This window comes from Meiothermus sp. CFH 77666 (genome assembly GCF_017497985.1).
GTDB lineage: Bacteria > Deinococcota > Deinococci > Deinococcales > Thermaceae > Meiothermus.
The window spans coordinates 122,781-147,107 of the sequence record NZ_JAGDFV010000004.1 but is presented as its reverse complement, the minus strand read 5'-3'; the positions used below and the strand labels follow the sequence as shown (position 1 = coordinate 147,107).

26 protein-coding genes and 1 other RNA gene are annotated in these 24,327 nt (G+C 63.0%); 12 read left to right on the top strand and 15 right to left on the bottom strand.

Annotated elements, in window-relative coordinates:
* Positions 1 to 35 precede the first annotated feature (35 nt).
* Together lpdA and minC are read left to right on the top strand one after the other, a co-directional pair.
* Entirely contained in the window at positions 36 to 1,430 is a 1,395-nt protein-coding gene (lpdA, locus tag J3L12_RS03860; protein ID WP_208013717.1) for a dihydrolipoyl dehydrogenase, read from the top strand.
* 92 nt (positions 1,431 to 1,522) lie between these two features.
* The gene (gene minC / locus J3L12_RS03855) at positions 1,523 to 2,068 is read left to right on the top strand and encodes a septum site-determining protein MinC (protein ID WP_208013716.1); all 546 of its coding nucleotides are present in this window, start codon (positions 1,523 to 1,525) and stop codon (positions 2,066 to 2,068) included.
* A 19-nt stretch (positions 2,069 to 2,087) separates the two neighbouring features.
* Here the strand turns inward: minC and J3L12_RS03850 are convergent, their stop codons facing one another.
* Together J3L12_RS03850 and J3L12_RS03845 are read right to left on the bottom strand one after the other, a co-directional pair.
* Positions 2,088 to 2,525: a DUF420 domain-containing protein gene (locus J3L12_RS03850; protein WP_208013715.1), complete on the bottom strand. Its 438-nt coding sequence runs from the start codon at positions 2,523 to 2,525 to the stop codon at positions 2,088 to 2,090.
* A 77-nt stretch (positions 2,526 to 2,602) separates the two neighbouring features.
* A complete protein-coding gene (locus J3L12_RS03845; protein WP_208013714.1) occupies positions 2,603 to 2,914 on the bottom strand; it encodes a hypothetical protein in 312 nt (103 codons plus the stop codon).
* 220 nt (positions 2,915 to 3,134) lie between these two features.
* On the opposite strand from J3L12_RS03845, the gene J3L12_RS03840 reads away from it, so the two are divergent.
* Positions 3,135 to 3,464 (top strand): tRNA-binding protein, encoded by a 330-nt coding sequence (locus tag J3L12_RS03840; RefSeq protein ID WP_208013713.1) that lies wholly within the window; start codon positions 3,135 to 3,137, stop codon positions 3,462 to 3,464.
* Here J3L12_RS03840 and J3L12_RS03835 read toward each other — a convergent pair.
* Positions 3,458 to 3,655, bottom strand: a complete 198-nt coding sequence (locus J3L12_RS03835; protein ID WP_208013712.1) for a hypothetical protein — start codon at positions 3,653 to 3,655, stop codon at positions 3,458 to 3,460. The two genes, J3L12_RS03840 and J3L12_RS03835, sit on opposite strands and share 7 nt — an antisense overlap.
* A 12-nt stretch (positions 3,656 to 3,667) precedes the next feature.
* Positions 3,668 to 3,904: a hypothetical protein gene (locus J3L12_RS03830; RefSeq protein ID WP_208013711.1), complete on the bottom strand. Its 237-nt coding sequence runs from the start codon at positions 3,902 to 3,904 to the stop codon at positions 3,668 to 3,670.
* Positions 3,905 to 3,935: 31 nt separating this feature from the next.
* Here J3L12_RS03830 and J3L12_RS03825 point away from each other — a divergent pair, with 31 nt between their 5' ends.
* The gene (locus J3L12_RS03825) at positions 3,936 to 5,390 is read left to right on the top strand and encodes a helicase HerA-like domain-containing protein (RefSeq protein ID WP_208013710.1); all 1,455 of its coding nucleotides are present in this window, start codon (positions 3,936 to 3,938) and stop codon (positions 5,388 to 5,390) included.
* Positions 5,391 to 5,573: 183 nt separating this feature from the next.
* On the opposite strand, the gene J3L12_RS03820 is transcribed toward J3L12_RS03825, so the two are convergent.
* Positions 5,574 to 6,107 carry a flavodoxin domain-containing protein gene (locus tag J3L12_RS03820; RefSeq protein ID WP_208013709.1) on the bottom strand — a complete coding sequence of 178 codons (534 nt, stop codon included), beginning with the start codon at positions 6,105 to 6,107 and terminating at the stop codon, positions 5,574 to 5,576.
* An 87-nt stretch (positions 6,108 to 6,194) separates the two neighbouring features.
* Here J3L12_RS03820 and J3L12_RS03815 point away from each other — a divergent pair, with 87 nt between their 5' ends.
* A complete protein-coding gene (locus J3L12_RS03815) occupies positions 6,195 to 6,629 on the top strand; it encodes a CBS domain-containing protein (RefSeq protein WP_208013735.1) in 435 nt (144 codons plus the stop codon).
* 64 nt (positions 6,630 to 6,693) lie between these two features.
* Here J3L12_RS03815 and J3L12_RS03810 read toward each other — a convergent pair whose 3' ends face one another.
* The 4 genes from J3L12_RS03810 to J3L12_RS03795 all read right to left on the bottom strand — a co-directional run bounded on the left by J3L12_RS03810 (position 6,694) and on the right by J3L12_RS03795 (position 10,654).
* Positions 6,694 to 8,304, bottom strand: coding sequence for a DNA polymerase/3'-5' exonuclease PolX (locus J3L12_RS03810; protein WP_208013708.1), 1,611 nt, complete (start codon positions 8,302 to 8,304; stop codon positions 6,694 to 6,696).
* 58 nt (positions 8,305 to 8,362) lie between these two features.
* Positions 8,363 to 9,172: a histidinol-phosphatase gene (locus tag J3L12_RS03805; RefSeq protein ID WP_208013707.1), complete on the bottom strand. Its 810-nt coding sequence runs from the start codon at positions 9,170 to 9,172 to the stop codon at positions 8,363 to 8,365.
* A gap of 17 nt (positions 9,173 to 9,189) precedes the next feature.
* Complete coding sequence (locus J3L12_RS03800) at positions 9,190 to 9,765, bottom strand: hypothetical protein (protein ID WP_208013706.1); 576 nt, start codon at positions 9,763 to 9,765, stop codon at positions 9,190 to 9,192.
* A gap of 187 nt (positions 9,766 to 9,952) precedes the next feature.
* Positions 9,953 to 10,654 carry an HAD family hydrolase gene (locus tag J3L12_RS03795; protein WP_208013705.1) on the bottom strand — a complete coding sequence of 234 codons (702 nt, stop codon included), beginning with the start codon at positions 10,652 to 10,654 and terminating at the stop codon, positions 9,953 to 9,955.
* Positions 10,655 to 11,143: 489 nt separating this feature from the next.
* On the opposite strand from J3L12_RS03795, the gene J3L12_RS03790 reads away from it, so the two are divergent.
* On the top strand, positions 11,144 to 12,280 hold the full coding sequence (locus tag J3L12_RS03790; protein WP_208013704.1) for a PQQ-dependent sugar dehydrogenase: 1,137 nt from the start codon (positions 11,144 to 11,146) through the stop codon (positions 12,278 to 12,280).
* Positions 12,281 to 12,286: 6 nt separating this feature from the next.
* Here the strand turns inward: J3L12_RS03790 and J3L12_RS03785 are convergent, their stop codons facing one another.
* From J3L12_RS03785 to J3L12_RS03770, 4 genes are all read right to left on the bottom strand, one after another.
* Positions 12,287 to 12,823 (bottom strand): DNA-3-methyladenine glycosylase 2 family protein, encoded by a 537-nt coding sequence (locus J3L12_RS03785; protein ID WP_208013734.1) that lies wholly within the window; start codon positions 12,821 to 12,823, stop codon positions 12,287 to 12,289.
* Positions 12,824 to 12,891: 68 nt separating this feature from the next.
* Positions 12,892 to 13,368 (bottom strand): cyclic pyranopterin monophosphate synthase MoaC, encoded by a 477-nt coding sequence (gene moaC / locus J3L12_RS03780; RefSeq protein ID WP_208013703.1) that lies wholly within the window; start codon positions 13,366 to 13,368, stop codon positions 12,892 to 12,894.
* A 217-nt stretch (positions 13,369 to 13,585) separates the two neighbouring features.
* Positions 13,586 to 14,356 carry an ABC transporter permease gene (locus J3L12_RS03775; RefSeq protein ID WP_208013702.1) on the bottom strand — a complete coding sequence of 257 codons (771 nt, stop codon included), beginning with the start codon at positions 14,354 to 14,356 and terminating at the stop codon, positions 13,586 to 13,588.
* A gap of 132 nt (positions 14,357 to 14,488) precedes the next feature.
* Positions 14,489 to 15,406 carry an ABC transporter ATP-binding protein gene (locus J3L12_RS03770; protein WP_208013701.1) on the bottom strand — a complete coding sequence of 306 codons (918 nt, stop codon included), beginning with the start codon at positions 15,404 to 15,406 and terminating at the stop codon, positions 14,489 to 14,491.
* A gap of 278 nt (positions 15,407 to 15,684) precedes the next feature.
* On the opposite strand from J3L12_RS03770, the gene ffs reads away from it, so the two are divergent.
* From ffs to mce, 6 genes are all read left to right on the top strand, one after another.
* Positions 15,685 to 15,778: signal recognition particle sRNA small type (gene ffs / locus J3L12_RS03765), an RNA gene on the top strand.
* Positions 15,779 to 15,949: 171 nt separating this feature from the next.
* The gene (locus J3L12_RS03760) at positions 15,950 to 16,966 is read left to right on the top strand and encodes an LptF/LptG family permease (RefSeq protein WP_208013700.1); all 1,017 of its coding nucleotides are present in this window, start codon (positions 15,950 to 15,952) and stop codon (positions 16,964 to 16,966) included.
* 91 nt (positions 16,967 to 17,057) lie between these two features.
* Positions 17,058 to 18,098, top strand: coding sequence for an LptF/LptG family permease (locus tag J3L12_RS03755; protein ID WP_208013699.1), 1,041 nt, complete (start codon positions 17,058 to 17,060; stop codon positions 18,096 to 18,098).
* A 104-nt stretch (positions 18,099 to 18,202) separates the two neighbouring features.
* Positions 18,203 to 21,061 carry an LPS-assembly protein LptD gene (locus tag J3L12_RS03750; protein WP_243454889.1) on the top strand — a complete coding sequence of 953 codons (2,859 nt, stop codon included), beginning with the start codon at positions 18,203 to 18,205 and terminating at the stop codon, positions 21,059 to 21,061.
* The gene (locus tag J3L12_RS03745) at positions 21,062 to 22,186 is read left to right on the top strand and encodes a hypothetical protein (RefSeq protein WP_208013698.1); all 1,125 of its coding nucleotides are present in this window, start codon (positions 21,062 to 21,064) and stop codon (positions 22,184 to 22,186) included. It abuts the gene before it with no gap.
* Positions 22,187 to 22,379: 193 nt separating this feature from the next.
* Positions 22,380 to 22,775: a methylmalonyl-CoA epimerase gene (gene mce, locus J3L12_RS03740; protein WP_208013697.1), complete on the top strand. Its 396-nt coding sequence runs from the start codon at positions 22,380 to 22,382 to the stop codon at positions 22,773 to 22,775.
* Between the two features lies 1 nt (position 22,776).
* Here the strand turns inward: mce and J3L12_RS03735 are convergent, their stop codons facing one another.
* Entirely contained in the window at positions 22,777 to 23,376 is a 600-nt protein-coding gene (locus tag J3L12_RS03735) for a DedA family protein (protein ID WP_208013696.1), read from the bottom strand.
* Positions 23,377 to 23,625: 249 nt separating this feature from the next.
* A complete protein-coding gene (locus J3L12_RS03730) occupies positions 23,626 to 24,327 on the bottom strand; it encodes an SDR family NAD(P)-dependent oxidoreductase (RefSeq protein ID WP_208013695.1) in 702 nt (233 codons plus the stop codon).

Below are 24,327 nucleotides of genomic sequence, written 5' to 3'. Positions count from 1 at the left end.
TTTTTCAACTAAGCACTCACTAGAATGGGGTGTCTATGTCAACTATCTACGATGTAATTGTGATCGGAACCGGCCCCGGCGGCTACCACGCGGCCATCCGGGCGGCCCAACTGGGCAAGAAAGTGCTGGCTGTGGAAGCGGAGTACGTGGGCGGGGTCTGCCTGAACGTGGGCTGTATTCCCACCAAGGCCCTGTTGCATGCCGCCGAGGAGCTCGAGGGCATCCGCCACGGGGGCGAGTTTGGCCTCGAGGTGAAAGAAGCCAGGCTCGACACCAAAAAGCTGGGCGGCTGGCGCGACGGCATCGTCAAAAAGCTCACCGGCGGGGTTTCTCAGCTTCTGAAGGGCAACAAGGTAGACCTCAAAATCGGCTTTGCCAGGTTTGTTGACAAGAACACCATCGAGGTCGGGGGTGAACGCATCCAGGGCCAAACCTTTATCGTGGCCACCGGCTCCGAGCCCAACACCCTGCCGGGCTTCGAGGTAGACCAGAAGGACATTGTGGACTCTACCGGGGCCCTGCGGGTGGAGGAAAAGTTCCCCAAGCGGCTGCTCTGTATTGGCGGGGGTGCGATTGGCCTCGAGTTCGCCCAGGTCTATAAACGCCTGGGGGCCGAGGTCACGGTGATTGAGTTCATGGGCCAGATTCTGCCCGCCGCCGACCCCGAGACCGCCGGCCTGCTGGCCAAAATTTTGGGCAAGCAGGGTATTGCCATCCGCACCCAGACCAAGGGCGTGAAGGTGGAGAGGAAAAAAGACGGCCTCCACGTCACGCTGGAAGACCTGAAGGCGGCCAAACAAGAAACCCTTGTGGTGGACAAGATTCTGGTAGCCACCGGGCGGCGGCCCCGGGGCAAGGGACTGGGCCTCGAGGGCATCGGCGTCAGGGTGGACGAGCGCGGCTACATCCCCACCAACGAGCGCATGGAAACCAACGTGCCCGGCATCTACGCCATCGGCGACGTGACCCGCCCCCCCCTGCTGGCCCACAAAGCCATGAAGGAGGGCCTGATTGCCGCCGAAAACGCGGCTGGGGGCAACGCCGCCATGGACTACCAGATCCCCAATGTGGTTTACACCAGCCCGGAGTGGGCCGCCGTCGGCCTGACCGAGGAGGAAGCCACCAGGGCCGGTTACAAGGTCAAGGTGGGCAAGTTCCCCCTCTCGGCCTCGGGCCGGGCCATGACCCTGGGGGCCACCGAGGGGCTGATCAAGCTGATCGGCGATGCCGAAACCGACCTGCTGCTGGGCGCCCATATGGTCGGGCCAAGCGCCTCCGATTTGATTGCCGAGATGGCGCTGGCGCTGGAAATGGGGGCCACCGTGACCGATGTGGGCCTGACCGTCCATGCCCACCCCACCCTTTCCGAGGGCATCATGGAGGCTGCCGAGCACCTGCACCGTCAGGCCATCCATATTGCCAATCGTTGAGATTGGCTTGTGGCACGTGGTTAGTGGCTCGTGGAAATTTGGAATAAGTTGCGACTTGTGAGGGCCCTTCGGGGCTGGTATAACTAGCCACGATGCGGATTCGTGCGACCCTCAATGCGCTGGCCTTGCGGCTCGATGGCAACGAAACCCCCGAGATGCTTCGCAAGGCCCTGGCAGAGCTGCCCGATTTGCCCCTCGAGGTGGAAGTCGCTGGGGTGGTAAACCAGGCAACTCTGGAAGCCTTGCTCGAGCTAGGCCGTGAACGGGGTCTACAGTTCAGGCCCCAACGGGGCGAAAAATACATCCCCTACACCGAGGTGATTGACCAGACCCTGCGTTCGGGCGCCCGGGTGGAGTCCCCCGGCACGGTGGTGGTTCTGGGCGATGTCAATGCGGGCGCCGAGATAATTGCCGCAGGGGACATCATCGTGGTAGGGAAGCTGCGGGGGCTGGCCCATGCTGGGGCCACCGGACAGGAAGAGGCCGCTATCTGGGCCATGAGCCTGGAAGCCAAGCAGCTTCGCATTGCCCACCACGTAGCCCAGGCCCCCGACGGCGAAAAAAGCACCCGTGGCCCCGAGCGGGCCAGGGTAGTGGAGGGCCGGATTGTGCTGGAAGCCTGGGGCAAGAAAGCCTGAGAACAGGCTTCACATCTGTTCAAAAGCCAATTCCACCCGCCGACTCGCCATAGTTACGCAGAATCTGGTCAATCACCCAGCCGGTAACCGCCACATAGAGCCAGACCGGCACCGTCCAGCGGGCCCAGGCCTTGTGTATGCTAAAGCGCTGCTTGACGGCGTTGTAGATCAGCCACAGCACCAGCGGCCCGTTGATCGCTGCCAGGAGGGTATGGCTTATCAGGAGGGCGTAATAGGCCCCACGCCACTCCTCCGGCCCCACATAGCGGGTGGTTCCATAGAGCCCCCACTTGAGCAGGTAGAACACCAGAAAAAGCGCGGCCAGGCCGGTGGCTACCAGCATCACTCGAGGATGCCAGACCCGATCCCCCCGCTTGATGAGAATGACCCCGATGATGACCGCCAGACCCGACAAAGCAATCAGCAAGGCGGCGATATCGCCCAACATTTGACCCATGATGCTAATTTCCTCCCCGATGGTGCACAGGTATACCCTGTAACCGATTCAAGATAGCCTATTCCGGCAAAGGACATTTATCCCTGAGCGCTATTTGTGAACTCTTGACCAAGTTTTTCCGCCAGGCGGCGCACCCGCTCCTCCCTCGAGCTCCGGGCATAGCTGTAGCCCAGCATGAAAGCCCGCTCGGCCTCTTGACGTTTGCCTAGCTGACGCTGCACCTGGGCCAGCCGCAAATAGGCCAGGGCCATCATGCCATCGCGCTCCTTGGAGGGTCGAACCGCCTCCAATAAACCCACCGACTCTTTCAGCGAACCCACCGCCCGCTCTGGGGGCAACTCGCGGGCATCCCGAATCAAAATGGCAGCCTGGTCGAGCAAGCGTTGCACAGCCCAAGTATATCGGCCTGCAAGCGCTCCGTACAGCGAAGCAGTGATGGCCAGAGGTCGCAGGTCTCAAGTCGAAGTTTCGCTTATCGTTTTGGGTTATGGGCAAATTGACCCCCTCGAGCAAGACCTCGAATTATGGGTCGCCAGCGAAAGGCCATCCCCTCTAAGCGCTAGACCATTGGCTATTGACTATTGGCTATTGGCTATAGACACTTTCCTCATGACGCCCTACGAAGCCTTTGAACTCCTCGAGCTGCGCGTCGGACGTATCCAGAAAGCCCTGCCCCACCCCAAGGCCCGCAAGCCCTCCTACCAGCTCTGGGTGGATCTGGGCCCCCTGGGCCTCAAGCAGAGCAGCGCCCAGCTGACCGACCTTTATACTCCCGAGGCCCTGGTGGGGCGGCTGGTGATCTGTGCAACCAACCTTGGCGAGCGCAACATTGCCGGCTTCAAATCCGAGGTACTGGTACTGGGGCTGCCTGACGAAGAGGGGCGGGTGGTGCTGCTCTCGGCAGAGCGCGAAGTGCCGCTGGGCGGGCGGGTTTACTGAAGCAAGCGCTCACGGTAACGAACAACGCCTCGAGCCGTCGCCATCAGTTGCAGCAAGACAGCCGCCACAAAACCCTCCGGGTTGGGTTGGCGCAATTCGCCCCAAAGCGCCGGGGGTTCGGCGAGGGGCGGTTTCAGATCGCCCGGCCAGTGCGAAAGCCAGGGCTGGGGGGTGTGGGGCTCGAGGAACACGCTTTTCCCCAGCTATGCATTGAGGGCTTCCACGTAGGCCACAAAGTCGGGCAATGCCCACGACAAGAGCACTGTTTCCAGGCCGAAGCGGGCCTCAGCGGGGTCGGCAAAGGCTGGTGGATGGGCTAGCCGCTCAACAACCTCGGCTGGCAGTTCGGCTTCTACCAGTGCATACAACCGGCCCCATTCCCGCCGCCAGATGGCCGTCTGCAAGCTACGCGACCAGGGGCTTTGCAGCTTTTTCAACACTAAAAAGTATTATGTCCAGCAGGAGCCCACTATGCCAGAGCCCATCCCCATTGCCAAAGGTGAATCGGAAGTATTCCTGTATCCCAAGATGGCCAACCGCCACGGCCTGATTGCCGGGGCCACCGGCACGGGCAAAACCGTGAGCCTGCGGGTGCTGGCCGAGCAGCTCTCCCGCATTGGCGTGCCGGTCTTCATGGCCGATGTGAAGGGAGACCTCTCCGGGATGTGCAAGCCGGGGGGCGACAACCCCAAGGTCGCCGAGCGGGTGCAGAAGCTGGGCCTTGCAGATTTCCAGTACGAAGCCTGCCCGGTGGTGTTCTGGGACGTGTTTGGCGAGCAGGGCCACCCGGTGCGGGCCACCGTCTCGGAGATGGGGCCGCTGCTTTTGGCCCGCCTGCTGGGCCTAAACGAGACCCAGAGCGGGGTGCTCACCCTAGTCTTCAAGATTGCCGACGACAACGGTTTGCTGCTCTTGGACTTAAAAGACCTGCGGGCCATGCTACAGTACGTGGGCGACCGCGCCGAACAGTTCAAGACCGAGTACGGCAACATCTCGGCGGCCTCCATCGGGGCCATCCAGCGGGGGCTCATTGCCCTGGAAGAGCAGGGCGGCAGCCGGTTTTTTGGTGAGCCGGCGCTGAACCTCGAGGATCTGATCCAGACCCAGAATGGCCGGGGCGTGGTCAACATCCTGGCTGCCGACAAGCTCATGCAGTCGCCCAAGCTCTACAGCACCTTTTTGCTCTGGATGCTCTCCGAGCTCTTTGAGCGGCTGCCCGAGGTGGGCGACCCCGAGAAGCCCAGGCTGGTCTTCTTCTTCGACGAGGCCCACCTGCTCTTCGACGAGGCCCCCAAGGCCCTGCGGGAGAAGATCGAGCAGGTAGTGCGGCTGATCCGCAGCAAGGGGGTGGGGGTGTACTTCGTGAGCCAGAACCCCCTGGACATCCCCGACGAGGTGCTGGGGCAGCTAGGCAACCGCGTGCAGCACGCCTTAAGGGCCTTCACCCCACGCGACCAGAAAGCCGTCAAGGCCGCCGCCGAAACCTTCCGGCCCAACCCCAAGCTGGAGGTGGCCACCGTGATCCTGGAGATGGGCGTGGGCGAGGCGCTGGTCTCGACCCTGGACGAGAAGGGCATCCCCAGCGTGGTGGAGCGGGCCCTGATCTACCCGCCCCGCACCCAGCTACCCCCGCTCAGCCCTGAGGAGCGCCAGCAGGTGATCCGGCAGTCCCCGGTCTACGGGCACTACGAGAAGGCCCTGGACCGCGAGTCGGCCTATGAAATCCTGCGGAGCCGGGCCGCCGAGTCGGTGCAGCCAGCCCCCCCAACGCCCAAAACTCAAGCCCCGGCCCGGCCCGCTGGGGGCAACCTTTTGGGCGACCTGGCTAAAGGGGCGGTAGGGTTCCTGGCCAGCCGGGAGGGCCAGCGCATTGTGCGCGGAGTGCTGGGGGGGTTGCTGGGAGGCGGAAGCAAGCGCAGAAAGTAGCCCCGTCAAGGAAAAATTCGCCTAACCATTGCACCCTTCACAGACGTAACCCGGGTGACACCCCAGGTACAGTCAATCGCGTACTCATCAAGGTTCGCAAATAACGCAGTCGGGGTGCTGCCACCCTCTCGCCTGAACGGGCAGAAGACAAGAGGTTCTGAGGAATTTGGTCTAAAGAGCGCTTTACTCCGAAGCCTGACGGCGGGCTTGCTCGAGCAAAAGGCGATCGGCCACGTCCTCGGCCCAGGCCCGAATATCCTGCCAGCGACGAAAATCGCCTTCGGGCAGCCCCTTGCTCAGCACTTTGGTCATCTGGGCGGGGTCGAGGCGGTCGTAGTCCAGCAGGCCCGCAAAGATGCCGACCTCGAGGGGCTCCACAATATCCCGAACCTCCGCCAGGTATTCGTAGACCTCGTGAAAATGCTCCGGCGTTGGCTGGCTCATCAGGCCCGAGACCGCAAAGTACACCAGGGGTACCTTACGGAGCACCTCGCGGTGGGTTTCTACAAAATGCCTGGCTTCCGGGAGCCACCGTGCTTCTCGGATGGGGCTGCCCACCATCACCGCCTGGTAGCCTTGAATATGCTCTACTTCGTCCACCGCTCGCACATCCACAACCGCCCCGCGCTGGGTCAACACCTGGGCAATGGCCTGGGCAATTTCACGGGTGCTGCCCAGACGGCTGGCGTAGGCGATCAGAACGCGCCAGTTCCCCACAACCTAAGGCTAGGTTCACCGCAGCCGGGCCTGTAGAGACATCTGCCCCCGGCCTGGGAGAGTACCTTTGGAGGAGAGGTGATAGCGATGCTGGTCAAGGACTGTATGACCCCCAACCCGGAAGTGGTCACCCCGGATATTACGGTGCCCGAGGCTGCACAGATCATGAAAAAGGGGGGTTTCCGCCGTCTGCCTGTGGTCAAGGAGGGTCGGGTGGTTGGTATTGTGACCGACCGCGACCTCAAAGAGGCCATGCCCTCGGATGCTACTTCGCTTTCCATCTGGGAGCTCAATTACCTAATTTCCAAGCTCACCGTGGGGGAAATCATGACCCGCGACCCCATTACCGTTAGCGATACACTCCCGCTGCAGGCGGCCGCCAAGCTGATGCTCGAGCACAAGGTGGGGGGCCTGCCGGTGGTTCACGACGACAAGCTGGTGGGCATCGTGACCGTGACCGACGTGCTGAGAGCCTTCCTGCAACGCGAGGCCGAGTTGCTGGTGGGGGCAGAAAACCCATAGTTCCAACCGGACGGTCAACTTTGATGGATGGCCTAAAGCGCAAAGCCCAAGGCTCTACAGAGGTTCAGTCCATCTTCTTCAGCGCCAAAAGCCGCTCGGCGGGCCAGGTGTTGGCAATCTGGTCGGGGAAGAGACCGGCCTTGTGGGCAAAGAGCAGGCCGTATTGAATCTCGGAAATGCTCTCGACGCTGTGTGAGTCGGGGCCTAGCGAAAAGGAAAGGCGGTCGCGCCAGGCCAGCATTAGCCGCCAGTCCAGGTCGAGGCGGTAGGGGCTACAGTTGAACTCCACTACTTTCTGGTTTTGGGCCGCCCTTTCCAGCACCGCTTCCCAGTCGGCCTCGGCGCCTTTACGCCGCAGGATCAGGCGCCCGCTGGGGTGGCCCAGGATGCTCAGGTACGGGTTGTCCAGGGCGCGCAAGAGACGCTGGGTTTGCTCGGCCCTGCCCAGATTAAGCCCCGCGTGCAGGCTGCCTACTACCACTTCGAACCGGGCCAGCAACTCGTCGGGATAATCCAGCGAGCCGTCGGGCAGAATATCGGACTCGATGCCGCGCAGGATGCGAAAGGGGGCCAGTTCGGCGTTCAGGGCTTCGATCTCGGCCCATTGGCGCAGCACATCCTCCCTTTGCAGCCCCCCAGCGTAGGCCGCCGTCCGGGAGTGGTCGCAGATGACCATGTACTCGAAGCCCTGGGCCATGGCGGCCTCGGCCATCTGGCGCAGGGTGCCGCTACCGTCGGAGTAGGTGGAGTGTACGTGAATCAGGCCCCGAAGCTCGGAGGGCTTTAGGGTGGTTTCCGGCGCGGGTAACCCGATGTGCTCCTTCTCGCGCCAGTAGGCCGGGACGAAGGGCAGGTGCAGGGCTTGAAACACGGCCTGCTCGCTGGCCAGGGAAGGCGGAATGGGCCCCAGGGCTTCCAGCCATTCCCTCGAGCCCGTCGCCTGCACCAGCACCGAGCCAAAAGACCCCGCCGGGGTACAGAAAACCCGCAAGGGCAGGCCCTCGAGCCGCCCCAGCAACACCTCTCCCTGCACTTCTTCCACGTAGCGGCCCAACACCGGGCGCACCTGCTCGGGGGTGCCCACCACCACCAGATCCAGGTTGCCCACCGTTTCCAGGCCGCGCCGCACGCTCCCCGCCAGCTCGGCCTGGAGCCCGGCGTTCTCGAGGTCGGTCAGGAGCAGCCGGGCCACCTCGAGCCCCACCGGCAGCATCACCCGCCGCATGTTGGCCAGGGCGTAGCGGGCCGCCTCTAGCAGGCTGGCCTCGCTTTTAGCGCCAAAACCCGGCAAAGCGCGAATTCGGCCCTGTTCGGCAAACAGCACCAGCTCCTCCAGACTGTTCACCCCGTTGTCCCACAGGGCCCGGATGCGCTTGGGGCCTAGGCCCTGCACCCGAAAGAGCTCGAGCACCCCCGGCGGTACGCGGCCCTCGAGCTCGGCCAGGTAGGGAAACTCCTGGGTCTCTACAATTTCGCTGAGCATGGGGGCCAGCGCCGGCCCCACCCCCGGCACGCCCTTGAAACCCCGGGCAGCCAGCTCGCTCAGGTCGGCTTCCTGTTGCTCGAGGTTGCGGGCGGCGGTGCGGTAGGCTTTGGCGCGGAACTCCCCCTCGCCCAGCACTTCCATCAGGTCGGCGGCGTACTCGAGCATCCCCGCCAGGTCTTTACGGTTCATGCCCATAGCCTAACGCTAGAAAGGAGTCGAGGGTCTGGGGTCAAGCGTCGAGGGTCATTCATCTTGAGCTATCGGCGCCTGTAAGCGCATAAGCCTCCGGCTTGCCGGCCTTGAACACCACCGCTTCCCGGTAGCCCACCGACCGTAGCAGGGCCACCGCATCGGCAAAACGGTGGGCTACGTCCTCGGGGCGGTGGGCATCGGAGCCCAGCACCACCGGGATTTGAAGCTGGGCCGCCCTGGACAGGAGTTCGGGGCTGGGGTAGATCTCGGCGGCCTTTTTACGCCATCCGGCGGTGTTCACATCCAGCGCCAGCCCTTCCCCGGCAATCACCTGCAAGGCCTCTTCGGCCAGATCGGCGTAGCCCTCGGGAGGCCGGAAGCCCATCACCTTGGGCAGATCCAGGTGCCCAATGGCGTGAAACAGGCCGGTGCGGGCGGCCTCGGCCACCAGCCTGAAGTAGGTGCGGTACACCTCGCGCAGGTCGCGTTCCTCGAACTCGGACTGGTAATGGGGGTTATCGAAGGGCCAGGCCCCAATGTAGTGCACCGAGCCGATGATGTAGTCGTAGTCGTACTGCTGGCGTAGCCGCCGCACAAAGTACTCGGTGCCGGGGTGAAAGTCGGCCTCGAGGCCAATTCCTACATAAAAGCTACCCGCTTCCGAACGCACTTTTTCCAGCATGGCGTGGTAAAAAGGCAGCTCTGCCAGTTCCATGCGAACCTCGGGGTCGAACCAGGCCGGCATGGGGCTATGGTCGGTCATGACAATACCCCGCAAACCCGCCTCCAGAGCGGCTTTTACATACAAAGCAGGTTCCCCCACTGCGTGCTTGCAAAGGGGTGTGTGCATGTGGCTGTCGTACACGGCGCTTCTCCCCCAGTTTACCCCACCCGCACCACCTGGCCCAGGCTGGCCCAGACCTGCACGGGCCGCCCCAGCACTGCGCTGGCCTGGGCCGACAAAGCCTCGTCGAGGTGCAGGGAATGCCCCACCGTCTGCACCAGACTGGCCGCCTCCGGCGGGGCCAGTTCGGGCTGGCGGGAAAGAACGGCATCCAGTTGCCAGCGGCTGGCCCACAGGCGCTTGAGCGCCCACAGGGTTTCCTGCTTGCCAGCCTCGAGGGCAAAGGGCGGCTCTGCAGCGTAGCGCACCAGCACCGGGCCTTCCGGCAGGGCCGCCCGGAGCTCGTCGGCACGCTCGGGCAGCAGGTACGACTCGCGCAGGAGTTTTTCGGCAAAGGCGCAGGCCCTTTCCAGCTTTTCTTCGTCCAGCCGTGCACCAAATACCCCCTCAAACGCCCGCCGGATCTGCTCGGCCAGGTTGCCCAGTTGGTAAAACTCGGCCTCGAGGCCCACCAACACCCAGGTAGGGGCCACGACCAAGCCCGCCCTTTGCAGGGTTTGCAGCGCATCCACCTCGAAATACCCAGGTGGGGCTTGCTCGAGCGAAAAAATCATGCCTTACAGTCTACTGTTCAATCCCGAAGCCCATTGTGCACTCACTAAAACACCAACCCCGCCAGGGAGGCGGCTGGCGGGCATTGGGGTACGGAAGGCGGGCCAGGCTATCGGCAGGCATGAGTGCACCTGGCTTCTATTTCAGACTAGCGCTAAACAGGAACGCAGATGGGTTATTTGACCCAGCTCAAGCAGCCAGCAGGCGGGCTTCCAGCCACTCCGGCAACTGACCGATGTGCTCGAGCCTCACGTACGACCCTGGCCTGGGCTCCTCCATTTGCAATGGCTCGTTTCGCGCCCCTGGCGAGGGAATGTAAACCGCCTGACCCCCAATTTCCAGCACCGGCCAGATGTCCGAACGCAGGCTGTTGCCCACCATCAGAAAAACCTCAGGGCGGATGCGGTGGCGCCGCAGAATGCGGCTGTAGCTGAAAGGGTCTTTGGTGCTGAGCACTTCCAGGCAACGAAAATATTCGCTCAGGCCCGAGCGCACGAACCTGGCCTCCTGATCCAGCAGGTCGCCACTGGTAATCACCATCAGGGGATAGTCGCCCGAGAGTTCATCCAGCACAGCCTCGACCTCCGGCAGTACCTGCACCGGGGCGGCCAGCATTTCTTTGGTGATATTGACCAGAAATCGAATGTGCTCTGGCGAAATGCGGCCCCCGGTGAGCTCGAGGGCGGTCTCGATCATGGAAAGGCCAAAGCTCTTGATCCCAACACCATAGTGCTGGATGTTGCGGCGCTCGGTCTCGTGGAGATACCGGTCGTCATACGAACCATTCAGATATTCCTGCATCAGCAGCCTGAACTGGGCCTGGGCCTCGCGAAAGTGGGTTTCGCTCTGCCACAGGGTGTCATCGGCATCAAAGGCGATATACTCGACCATGGCTTCCTCTTTTGCAAGTGTAGAACGCTTTCCAGCACGGTCTGGGTCAGATGACGCAGCGATGCGTTATGTGTGGCATTGCTCAGGACTCCATTCAACTTGCGGTGGACACTGACGTGAGTTGCGAAAGTTATTCCAGTACCAGTCTCCTGGCAAGACGTGCGTCATTGCGAGGAGGCCGCAGCCCGACAAAGCAATCCGGATAAAGACCCGGGAACCGGCCTGCATACTGCCTTTTGAGTTGCCAATCCCTTTGCCTGAACAGGCTCTTATCATTTGCCTGGACATCGTCGTTTCAACCCCTCACCCGGCAACAGCGGTTACCGCCAGAGTTGTTTCATCCGGCAAAAGGAGCACTAAACTGGCCGGCGCTGTCGCCACCCTCTCCCGCAAGGGGAGAGGGAAAGGGGAAAACGATAAAAGCCTGTTGCCTGGATTGCTGGCAAAATCATCCAATCCTTTCCGGGCTAAAGTAGATTAATCTCAGTCATGCGCCTGCTTTATCTGGCCCTTCTGGTGGGTCTTGGCTTTGCCAGCGCCCAGACCTGTGCGGGGCTGCCCCGGCTCAATGTCAGTACCCCCAGCGGCTTCTGCGTGGGCATCGTCAGCCGCGAGTTGCGCTTTCCCAGGGGCTTGTTGCCCCTGCCCTCGGGTGACCTACTGGTGGTGGAGATGAACGGCTGGAGCGCCAACCAGGGCTCGCTGGCACAGCTCTTCAAGCAGGGAAACCGGTACCGCATCCAGCGCCTCTTTAGCGGGCTGGATCGGCCCCACGGCATTGCCCTTGGCCCGGACGGCAGGGTGTATGTGGGGGAGGTCGGGCGCATCTTCCGCTTCGATCCCAAACAAGCCCAGCCCCAGAAGGCGTACATCCTGCGCGACCTGCCCGGAAACGGGCGGCATCCGCTCACTCAGATGGTCTTCGACAAGGCGGGCAACCTGTTGGTCAATGTGGGTTCGGCCTCGGACAACTGCCAGCAGGACAGGGGCAAGGCAGTCTGTGCCGAGGCGGCGCGAAACGGCCTGATCCGCAAGTACACCCTCCAGTGGCCCCAGGGCATCGTGCGCGGCTGGAGCGTATATGCCACCGGCTTGCGCAACTCCATGGCGCTGGCCCTCCACCCCTCGGGCACGCTCTTGCAGGGTGAGAACTCCCGCGACGCCATCCAGGCTGCCGACCCGCGCATCTCCGACGAGGCCCACCCCGCCGACGAACTGAACGTGCTAGTACCGGGCGCCCACTACGGCTGGCCCTACTGCTACGAAAACGGCCGGAACGCTCCCGAATTTCCCCGCTATAACTGCGCCCAGACCCGAAAACCCACCCTGCTCCTGCCGGCCCATGCGGCCCCCCTGGGCATGACGTATCTGAATGCCCAAAGCGAGTGGGGCGACGGCTGGCTGGTGGTGGGTTATCACGGCTATCGTAAAACCGGACACCGACTGTTGGCCTTCCGGGTAAACGGGCAGGGCATCCCCAGCGGCCCTGCACGGGAGCTCATCGGCAACTGGGTCTTCCCCGACGGCAAACTGGGGGCGCCGGTGGATGTGAAGCAGGGACCCGACGGGAAAATCTACATCACCGATGACCGCAATGGCATGTTGCTGGTGTTCTCGAGGCTCTGATCACCCTCACTCCAGCACCCGCCACAAATACCAGGCCGCATGGGAGCGGTAGGGCCGGAAACGCTCCCCCAGTTCCTCGAGCGCCTGCCGCTCGCCGATGCCGTACAGCTTTTGCGCCCCCTTGCGGATGCCCAAATCCAGCACCGGCCAGACATCGGGGCGGCCCAGGCCAAACATCAAGAACATCTGCACCGTCCAGACCCCAATGCCCCTGACCTGGGTCAGGTGGCGGATCACCTCCGGGTCGGGCTGGTGTTCAATGCCCTCGAGGCCCCCCTCCAGGGCAAAGCGCGACAGATCCTGCACGTACCGGGCTTTGGCATTCGACAGCCCTGCTGCCCGTAAATCCTCGCTTGGGGCCCGGTACAGCACCTCGGGCTTCAGTTCAAAGCGGCTCGCCATGCGCTGCCAGATGGTATCGGCAGCCTTGCTGGAAAGCTGCTGGCCCACAATGGAACTGAGAAGCACCACATACGGCGAACGCTCTGGAAAAGGGTGGGGCGCAAAAGGCGCGGGGCCATGCTTCAAAGCCAGCTTCTGCATGGCCGCATCGGTGAAGCTGATCTGAAGCCGGGACGGCCTGGGGCGCACAACTCTGGGCATGGCCGATTCTACTGCCCCCGCTTCCACTCCCCCGACTTGCCCCCGGCCTTGTGCAAGAGGCGCAGGTCGGTAATTTCCAGGCCCTTGCTGGCCGCCTTGAGCATGTCGTAAACGGTCAGGGCCGCTATCGCGCAGGCCGTGAGGGCTTCCATCTCGACCCCCGTCTCGGCCCTGGTCTTGACGGTGGCGGTGATGTGCACCCGGGCTTCTTCCGGTAGGAAGCGAAGCTCCACATCGGCGCTGGTGATGGGTAGCGGGTGGCACAGGGGAATCAGCTCCCCGGTTTTTTTGGCCGCCAGAATGCCCGCAAGCTGGGCCACGCTCAGGGGGTCACCCTTCCCCACCCCGCCTTCCCGTAGGGCCTCTACCGCCTCCGGTTGCAACACTACGGTGGCCTCGGCAGTCGCGGTACGTAAAGTGGCGGCCTTCTCGCTCACATCCACCATGCGCGGCTTGCCATCTTGGAAATGGGTCAGTTTGCCCATACCCAAAGCCTAAGGCCCAAAGCCGAAAGCCGAAAGCCTGCTTCATACAAAATCCACCAGAACCCCTTTCCTCCTCCCTTTGCGGGAGAAGGTGGCGACAACCTGTTAGCAGTGCGGGATAATAGTGCCTCAGACGTTATTAACTGCGTCTGGGGAATCGCCGGATGAGGGGTATAGGAATACCCCTGAAAAAATAACCATTCAGGCAAAGTAGGTATCAGATGTCCTTTCTATCAAAAATCAGTAGGGCCAGGATCGAGAAGCCTATCGTGTAAATGATGAGCAACGACACGCCCCAGGAAACCGCCTCTGGACGAATGTAAAGGTCAAGGTAACTGGTAAGCAGGAAGGGTTGGATGGCCGGAAAGGCAACCAGAAGCCGCATCAGGAGCAGGGTCGAGACCGCCGCCAGCGCTGCCGAGGTGGTACTGAGGAAGACCACTGCATAAAGCATGGCCAGGGCCGAAAGCGGCCAGAGCACCACTCCAGCCAGGGCATGGGCCCGCAGCAACTCCATTAAGGCCGCTGAAGGCGTAAGCTGGCCCACGCCCGCAAAGCTGCCCTCTCCCAGGCCCGTGCCGCCGAAGAAGCTCCCCAGGCCAAAGGGCAAGCCGGCCAGCAGCGAACCTACCAGGCTCACCAGCAGCAGAATGAAGGGATAGACCAGCACAACGATGATTTTGGCCCCCAGCAAGCGGCTGCGCGGACTGGGGCGCAACAGCACCGACTTGAGGGTTCCCATCGAGACTTCCGAACCCAGGACTTCCGCTGCCGCCATGGCCGTAAGAAAGGGAAAAAGGAAGTCCATACCCGTCAGGAGCGAAAGAGCCGGTACCTGCCAGCCCGAGACCAGCTCGAGGCCATACTGCGCCCGAAGGCCTGGCGCAAAAGCCCACAAAATGGGCAGCACCAAAGCCGCCAGCAGTCCAATCTGCACCGAGCGCAGCCGCACCAGCTTGCCAAATTCCCAGATCAGTACCCGCAGCATAGGGCGCTCCTTCTCGACATGGATGACTGAAATAGCAGCAACAGGTTAGCCCTCGAGGGAGAAAAAGGGGCAGGCAAACCCCTCTGTCCCTCGCCAGGCCCTGACCCCGGAGCCCTGCCCCCTGCTTTATGGCTACGCATTTTTCACCCTTTCCCGGTAGTAGTCGTAGAGGTCGAAGTAATCGGGCTCCAGGAACTGCACCTGGTAGTTCTCGCGCACCAGCGCCGCCAACGCCACATTGGGCGACCCCTCGAAGATCACATTCACGTCGCGCAGGCTCACGTTTTGCACCCCCGGTACGGTCTTGAGGAAGGCTGCTGCCCGAGGCGGGTCGTCCACCCGCAGGCGGTAGGTTTCGCCCCTGGAGCCCAGCTTGACCTCTTCCAAAAGCCGCCCCCCGCCCAGAATGCCCACCTTGTCGGAGTAGGCCGAGACCTCGCGCAAATGGTGGGTGGACAAGAGCACCGCCACCCCTTTCCAGGCCAGCTCGGACAGAATTTCGTGGACTTTGCTGATGCCCTGCGGATCGAGGCCGCTGGTGGGCTCATCCAGGATGAGGATTTGCGGCTCGTGCAGAATGGCCGAAGCCAACCCCAGGCGCTGGCGCTGGCCCAGCGAGTAGGTACGCACCGGCTGGTCGGCCACCGCCAGCAACTCGAGCCGCGCCAGTACCTCGCGGATGCGGGTATCCACGTTGGACATGCCCGTCAGGAAGGCAATCATCTCGAGGTTCTGCCGCCCGGTCATGTGGGGGTAAAAGGCCGCCGGGGCCTCCACCACCGCCCCCAGCGCCCGCCGGGCCACATAGCCACCGTTGTAGATATCCTGCCCGAGCATCCGCACCACGCCCGAGGTGGGGAAGGCCAGGCCGGTGAGCAGGCGAATCAGGGTGGTCTTGCCGGAGCCGTTGGGCCCGGCCAGGGCATAGACCTCGCCCGGCTGCACCGCAAAGGTGATGTTCTCCAGCACGGGTTTGCGCCCGTACTTTTTGCCCAGCTTCTGGGCCTCGAGGGCAGCGCCTGGGGTGCTGGTTGCCACAGCTTCACTCATGGGTGTGATTATACGCAGGTAACGCGCCGGGCCTGGTTCACGTCCGGCAGATGGGTGTTGGACGTAACGAGGCGGCTAGAAGTCTATAGTCGATGGTCTATGGTCTATTGTCCATAGCCGAAATTTAGTCCATGGCCGATGGAACAAGTCGGGCAGGGTGGGCAAGCCAGGAACTATCTTGAAATCCGCATTTTGGATGGTGCAGGTGGGAGGCCTTTCAACGAAGGGGTTGCACCCATCTTGCCTTTGGGCGCTGGTGTGCTATCCTCGAGGTCGCGTCCTCGGTCTGACGCGGCGCACCAGCGTGAACCGGGTCAGGGCCGGAAGGCAGCAGCCCTAAGCGCCACGGAGCGGGTGCCGTCAGGGAGCCGGGGGCGCTTTTTTGTGCATGAATGAAGCGTGAAAAAAGCCTCACGCGCTGGTTCTCGATCAACACCAATGGGCGAAAACCAACCCCAAACTGCTCGAACCTCCCGAGATTATCGCCATAGAGGGTCAAATTGACCGCTTCTCACCTGGCAGCGCCTTATACTTCGCTCTGGGATGTTGCAGCGTTATCTATTGCGCGAAACGTTGTCGCTGTATCTGCTGGGCGTGCTGCTATTCGTGGGGTTGATCACCTTCGATCTGCTCTCCTCGCTCTCGGGGGCCTTCCTGCGGGCCAAAACCCCCGTGGCCGAAATAGCCCAGATGGTGGCCTATCGAGTGCCCTACACCCTGGGCATTGCACTACCGCTGGGGCTGGTGTTTGCGCTGCTGGTAGCGCTGGCCCGCTGGATTCGCCAGTCCGAGCTCAAGGCTGCCTACGCAGCCGGGGTACCCCCCCGCACCTTCATCGGGCCGGTGCTGGTGCTGGGGCTGGTGGTGGGGGCGGTGGTGCTCTACAACGAAGGCTGGCTCAAGCCCATTGCCCAGGAGCGCTTTGAGGCCTTGCAGTACAAAATCTACTACGGCTCCGAGCCTTCCGGCGTCCTGACCGAACGCACCTACACCCCCCAGGGTCTGGGCGTGTACTACGCCCAGCGCATCTACCCGCCGCCCGAAGGGGGGGTGGGCTCGAGGCTGGAAGGCGTCCGGGTGGTGGAGCCGGGGGGCTCGGTCTGGAGCGCCGAGCGGGGGGTCTGGGTCAGTGGCGCCTGGCGGCTGCAGAATGCCTACCGGGTAGACCCCAACGGCAAAATCTTCCAGGAGGCCGAACATCCCCTGCCCTTCCCCCTAGGCGTGCAGCCCAAAGCCGTCTCCTACGAGGCCATGCGGATGCCCGACCTGCACGCGGTGGCCAAAGCCGACCCTGCCGCGCAGTTCCCGCTGGCCCGGCGCTATGCCAACGCCGCCGGTACGGTGGTGCTGGCCTGGCTGGCGGTTGTGATTGGCCTCTCGCTACGTGAATCGGCCTGGGCCTTTATTGCGGTGGTGGGGCTTATTTTTGGCTACTGGACCCTGTTTACCCTCTCGGCGCAGTTTGCCCGCTTCGACCTGTGGGGCGCTTATGGAGCCTGGCTGCCCAACCTGGTCTATGGCGGACTGGCCCTCTTTGGCACCTGGAGGCTGGCCAGATGAAAAGCGGCACGGTAGCTCTGGGGAAAACGCCTGGATACAGCGCCCCCTCGCCCCTGCACCCCCTCGCCCCTGCCCCGACCTGGAGGCAGCCGTGAACACCCTCGACCGCTACCTGACCAGGGAAGTGGGCGCCTCCGTGCTGGGTGCGCTGGCAGTGGTGGTGCTGGCCTTGCTGGGCGGAGCTTTGTACGAGGTGCTGGCGCCGCTCCTGGCCCGGGGGGCCGACCCCTGGGTGGTGAGCCAGTACCTGGCCTTCCGGGTGCCCGAGGCGCTGGTACGGGGGATGCCGCTGGCCTTCTTGTTTGCTTTGTTGCTGGTGCTCTCGCGTATGGGCGAGGAGTCCGAGCTCAAGGCCATGCTGGCCGGAGGGGTTTCCAAGCTGCGGGTGCTGTTTCCCCTGCTCTTGTTGGGCAGTTTCCTGTTTGGGGTGTGCCTGGTGGCCGCCGACAGTCTGGTACCGCGCAGCTTGCAGCAGGGGCAAAACGTTTTGCGGCAGGCGGTGTTGCAAAAACCCAGGGCGTTGCTACAGCCTGGCACCCGCCTGGTGGATGCGTACGGGCGCATTGTGTACGTGGGTGAAGTAAGCGAGAGCGGCATCGGCCAGGTGCGGGTGATTACCGCAGAAGAAATTCTGCTGGCCGAGAAGGGCCGTTTTGAGCAGGGCGCGCTGATTCTTTCGGAGGGGCTGCGGGTGACCTATGGGGGTGCTCGGCCCCGCACTGTGGCACGGTTTGAGCGGGCTACGGTGCCGCTGGTGGAGCTTTCCCTCGAGCCCCCCGGCGGCCTCTTCAGCCTGACGGTGGCCGAACTGCGCCAGCGCATCGCCCAGTACAAAGCCCAGGGGCTCCCCTACCACGCCGAGCTAACCGCCCTGCACCGCAAATGGGCCGAACCCGCCGCGGTGTACTCGTTCGCCATTTTTGCGGTGGGGCTGGCCTTTTTCCTGCTGGGAGGCAGCCGCAGCCTGGGCATGCTGGGGGTCGTGGTTCTCACCTTCATCTACTACGCCACCTGGAGCGTGGGCCGCATTATGGGTGAGCAGGGGGTGCTGCACCCCATTCTGGCCGCCTGGGGGCCCAACCTGCTCTATGCGCTGGCCGGTCTGGCGCTATTGCGACTGGGGAAGCGATGAATGAAGGCACCAGACACCGGGCGTTAGGGGCCAAAAGGTCAGGGTTTGGCTGGCAACCCCGCCTTTTCCGGTGCCTGGGCCTTCCCCTGCTGGTGCTGATTGTTATGCTGTGGACCCCCGGCCTGGCGCAGGAGACCGAGCAGGCCCCGGCCACGGGGGGTAAGCGCCTGAAAATCCTCGAGGCCGAACGTTTAGAACTCAGAAACGAGAATAACGAGGAACTGGTGATTCTGGTGGGCAGCCCGGTCAAGATGGATCGGGACGGCGAAAGCATCGAGGCCCCCCGGGTGGTGTATAACCGCACCCAAAAGCGCATTATGCTGATGGGCGGGGTGCGCTACAAGGACAAGCAGGGCCAGCTAATCGAAGCCGACGAGCTCGAGCTCTTCACCGACGACGAAAGCTTCGAGGCCATCCAGGTCAAGATCGAGTCGGGCGAGTTTTATCTGGAGGGGCCCATCTGCCAGCGGGCCGCCGGGCAGATCCTGCTGCAAGAGGGCTACCTGACCCCCTGCCAGCGCTGCGAGCAGGAGGTGGCCGATTATGCCTTCCAGGCCCAGGAAGTGCTGCTTTATCCGGGTGACCGGATTATTGCCCGGGGGGTGTGGGTGCTCCTGCGCGGTGAACGTACCCTGTACCTGCCGGTGCTGCTCTTGTTTTTGAACGAGCGGCGACCCAAGCTCGAGTTCGGCCAGAGCGAGACCGACGGGGTGTTCGTAACCGCCGACCTGCCCTATGTCGCGGACTTTGGCATTGGCTTCACCCTGCTGCGCTACTTCGAGCGGCGGGGCTGGGGCTTTGGCTTCGACCATTACGGCATCGGGGCGGCCCTGGAGCGCTATCAGTTTTTGTACCTGCCCCCCCCTGCCGGGCTGGTGCTGCCCGACAGCGACCCGCGTAAGGACGGCATTTTCAAGTACCGCTTCAGCTACAAGCTGGAAGAACCCGGCTGGCGCCTGGAGGGGCAGGTCGTGCGCGACGATAGCTCGCAGGCCGAGCCGCGCTTTTTGCAGGGGGCGGGGGGCCAGCCCGACTACACCACCTTCCTGATCGAGGGGGCCACCCGGCAAACCCCCACCAGCAGCGAGCCCCTCTACCGCGTCACGCTGGACGGCTACTTCGACCACAACCCCCTGGCCCTGCCCAACGAACGCACCACCCCCAAGCGCCTGCCCGAGGCCGAGATCAGCTTTCCCAGGGGCATCGAGGGCGAGTTCCGCCTCAACGGGCGGGTGTTGTTGGGCTACTACGAAGCCCCCTCCAACCCCCTCAACCGCAGTGCCCGGCGGCTCGGGCCCTACATTGGCGCGGGTCGGCTCTGGGTAGAGCACCGCAGCAGCTACCGCCCGACGACGCCCCCCTGGCCAGGCTTCAGTTTTAGCGTCGAGAACACCTTTATCGGGCGGTACTACACTACCCAGAACTTCGACCCCCAGGGCAACCCCACCGAGTTTGAGCGCCTGATCCGCTGGGATACCCGGGCCAGTGTAGGCCAGACCCTGGGGGCTTTTAGCGTGAACCTGAGCGTGAGCCGCAATGTGGTGGAGGGCGAAACCCCCTTTCAGTTCGACTTCGAGCGCCCCCAGCGCACCAGCCGGCTGGAGGGCTCGCTTAGCTTCAACCCCGACCCTATTTTTTCCTTCACCGCGCGGGCCAGCCGCGACCTCGAGCGCCGCCTCTTCGACCCCCCCGCCGAGTTCGCCCTGACCTCGCGCCCCTTCCCCTGGTTCAACCTCACCACCAGCATTAGCCGCGACCTCGAGCAGGGCCGCTGGGGCCTGCTGCGCTCCAGCCTGGGCCTCTCCCCTGCCCCTTTCAGCCTGAACCTGGTCTACGAGCGCCAGCTCGAGCTGGGCCTGGATCGCCTGCTCACCCTGAGCGCCGCCTACAACCCCACCCCCTTCAACTTCTCGCTGCGTAGCGGCTACCGCTACTGGGACGTGCAGGAAAAAGAAACCCGGCCCCCCAACCAGATTCCCCTGATTGCCCGCTACGACCCTTTGGAGCTCGCCGCCAGCTACAACCCCCCCGGCAACACCACCTCGCTCAGCCACAGCCGCGACCTGAACAACGGGCAGGCCATCCGCACCGAGCTGAACGTGGTGCTTCAAGAAGCCCCCGATAGCTTCCGCTTCCGCCAGAGCTTCACCCACCTGTACGCACCGCTGCCCTCCGTCACCAACCCCAACCCCGCCCCTACCCCGGCCTTCCTGGATGGCCTGGCCCAGCTCACCCTGAGCCTGCATACCTTTGTGTTCACCCACACCATCGGCTTTAGCCCCGGCAGCGAGACCCGCTTCCGGCTGGGCTACCAGTACAGCGCCGACCTCTTCCAGGCCGACCTGCTGTGGAACTACCGCGAGGGCCTGCTGCGAAACCCCCGCCTGACTATGCGGGCCGCCGTGCGCGAACCCGAGGTGTTCATCAACGAGGTCTCGGCGGAGTTTCACTTCCCCGAAAGCCCCAACCCCCTCACCCTCGAGGACGACACCCAGGCCTTCCTGCGCTTTGTGCGCTTTAGCGGGGAGCTGGAAATTTTCCCCGCGCCGCTGCGGATGGAAGACCCCCCTGGCCTTTCGTTGCAGGGGTTTGTGGCCCTCGAGCGCCTCACGGACAACAGCGGACGCTTCCGCGTGACCTTGCGCGAGTTCGGCCCCACCTTTAGCTTTATGGGCCTCGAAAAAACCCGCCTGTTCTACCGCATGGTGTGGAACGCCCCCGAAAGCGGTGGCACCAACCCTCGAGAATTCTTCTTGCCCAACCTCGAGGGCACCATCCTGCGCCCCCGCTTCGACCTGATTATTGACCGTTGCTGCTGGGCTTTTCGGGCCAGCCTGGATACCCTTAAGCAGGAGTTCAAGTTTTCCTTTGCCTTGGGGGGCGACGCCGCCGAGTTCCTCTTCAACCAGAACAACATCGTTCTGCCGGGCGGCATCAAACTCCCCAGCCCCGGAGGTCGCTAGATGAAGCAGGCAGTCCAAACTCTCACCCTGGGTCTGCTCCTCACGACCCTCGCCGCCTGCACCGGCAGCAGCGAGGAACCTACCCGCGCCCTGCTGGTAGCCGGAATCAACAACTCCAGCAGCAACGCCTACCAGATTCGCTTCTTCCAGAGCAGCACCCTTCAGCCGGGCAATTTCGACCCACCCCGCCGGGTGGGCAGTTGGGATCTGGACGAGCCCATCGTAGCCCTGCTCTACCGCCGTAGCCTGCAACAAGGGGTCAACGACCAGCTCTGGGTGCTCACCCCCAGCCGCCTGCGCCGATACAACGCCAGCAACCTCAGTGTGGATGATGTGGGAACCCCCCAGCTCGACGGCTTTGACCAGGCCCTGACAGTAGACTGCTCGAGGGGTTATCTACGTCAGGGGCAGAGCAATGTTTTACTGGTCTGCCCCCCCGCATCTGCCACCCCCCCGCGCCCCATCGAGGAATACCGGGCCTGGATTATTCCCTTCACGGCCACGGCCCTTCCCGGCTCCATTGATTTCACCAACCCCAACCTGGTGCGCCTGACCGCTCCTGTGCGGCTAACCCTGGGGCAAAACGACCAACTGCTCTACCTGACGCCAAACCAGTTCGGACAATACGATTTCATCAACCCATTTATCGAACGGCCCCTGAGCCTCGCCGCCTCGAGCCCTACCGACCTGATTTTTGTGAACGGCCAGGCCCTGGGCCTGTTCGACGACAACGACACCACCACCACCGACACCACCCTGGTTGCCTGGAACCTCGGCGCCACCAGCGAGGTGGGGTTTGTGCGGGACAGCAACATCGCCGCCCGGCAGTTTGCCAGGGGTGCCCCTCCGGTCTTTGTGCTGGGTACCGGACTGGCCCGTTTTGAAGGGGGTTTTCAACTGCCCCGCGAAACCGAGAGTGGGCTTCTGCGCACTCGCCGCTACAGTACGGCCACGGTAGGCATTGACCAGTTTTTGTACATCGCCGATCTGGACTCCCCCACCCTCCTGGTGATTGATCTGACCGTCAATATTGCCAGTGCCCTCACCAGCGCCGGGGTTCGCTCTTCCTCGCTGGGCACCTTTCAGGAGCGCATTGCCAGCCTGGCCTTTATACCGGTGGAGTAGGTCTTTATCGAACACTTCGCGGCCGATAGGAGGTAGGGCGTAGGAGCAGGCGTTGGAACCCATCCCCACCCTCCAACCACCCACCCCCGCCTTGCTCGACACGGCCAGTGGGTCAGACTCCTAAAAGCGGTTTGCGCGCTTGCATTACCAAATATCCCTGTCCAGCTAACCGCGATTGGGGTAGTTTGGGAATATGAACATCCACCATATCGGCATCGCGGTTGAGGATTTGGAACAGGCTGCAAAACCCTACCAGCAGCTTGGCTACACCCTCGAGGCCCAGGGTACGGTCGAGAGCCAGGGGGTCGAGGTCTGGATGCTGAAAAGCGGGCCCAGTCGGCTCGAGCTCTTGAAGGCCACCCGCCCCGACTCAGCCATTGCCCGGTTCATCGAGAAACGCGGGCCGGGCATGCACCACATCGCCCTCGCCACCCCCAGCCTCACCGCCGAATTACAACGTTTGGCCGCCAACGGCACGCCCCTGATAGATACCACCCCCCGCCCCGGTTTTGGGGGGCACCTGGTTGCCTTTATTCACCCCAAATGGTCGGGGGGGGTGCTGGTCGAACTGGTGGAGGCCCACGCGTAGCCTACTCGGCTTTGCGGCTGGGCCAGCGCAGGTTCCCCGAGCGGTAGGCCCGCCAGGCGGCCAGCAGAACGGCAAAGCCCACCCCGGCCAGCAGTATCAGGTACACGTAGCGCTCGAGGTGCGGAATCTTGGAGCCCACATAGTAGGCCACCAGGGTAAGGCCCTGGGTCCAGAGCACGCTGCCCAGGAGGCTCAACACGAAAAAGCGCGGCCAGGGCATCCTAACAGTGCCACACAGAAAAGGCACCACCGCCCGGAAGACCGGCACATAGGGGCCGATCAATAGAGAAAGCGGCCCGAAGCGGGCCATGAAGCGCCGGGTGCGCTCGAGGTCTTCCGGCTTGACCCTGGCCTTGTGTAGCAAGGCGGGCCCAACCTTGCGCCCTAGGTAGTACCCGAGATTGTTGCCCAGCACCGAGCCCATGAAAAGGGCCATCAGGGCGAGGGAAAGCTGCATCTTCTTGGCCGCTGCCAGAAGCCCTACCGCGATCAAAAGCGAGTCGCCCGGTAGGAAAAAGCCCACCAGCAATCCCGTTTCCACAAATACCGTAGCAAAAATGCCCAGATACCCCACTGCCTGCACATACGCCGTTACATCCATGAGCTCCACCCTAATCTAAAAGACGCCCAGCAGGCAAGCAGAGTCGAACCTTAACTTTGGGTTACGCTGGAGCTAACGGCGCTTGACTCTCCCAAGAGGGGTTTTGCGCCACATTCATTGGTGCATTCGACCCAATCTACCCTCCCGGATTCCCCCGGCACCCAAGGGATTGGCGGTCAGAACAGCTCAAGCACGTCTTATCGAGAAGCTCAATGAGAGATGTGTGCAGATTCCTACGGTAAGGGTGTTTTACCGAGGCGGGAAAATCTGCAACTCCAACACCCGGCCCCGGGGGCTGCGGCTGGCGGCGTAGACCAGGCTTTCACCAATTTCAGCGGGGTCTACCCAGGCCATGGGGTCGGCATCGGGCATCTCTTTGCGGTTGGCCGGGGTGTCCACGGCGCCCATCGGGTAGACAATCGCCACCCGGACTGCCGTGCCCGTCAGTTCGGCATCCAACGAGCGCAGGTAGGTAGCCACGGCGGCTTTGGCGGCAGCGTACAGGGCCACGCCAGGCCCCACTCCATTCCAGGCAGCCGCCGCCGAAATACCTGCAATAAAGCCGTCTTTCTGGCCCAGGAGCTCGGGCAATATGGCCCGGGTCATGTAAAACAGGGTACGCATGTTGAGGTCAAACATCCGGTCATAGAGGCTCGGATCGGTGTCCTTGACAGGAGCGTAAGCAAAGCCCCCTACGGTGTGAATCAGACCATCCACCCGCCCCATCTGCGCCTTGACCTGCCGCACCAGCATCTCGGCGTCGGGGTAGTGGGTCAGGTTAGCCACAAACGCCCGACCGCCCAGTTCCTGTGCTCGTTGGGCGATAGTGGTTTCGTAGGCATCCGCAAAGGCCAGTCTCGCTCCGGCCTTGATGAACGACTGGGCAATCGCCCCGGCAATAGCTCCTCCGCCGCCGGTAAGGAGGTACACCTTGTCCTGAAGTGCTTGCAT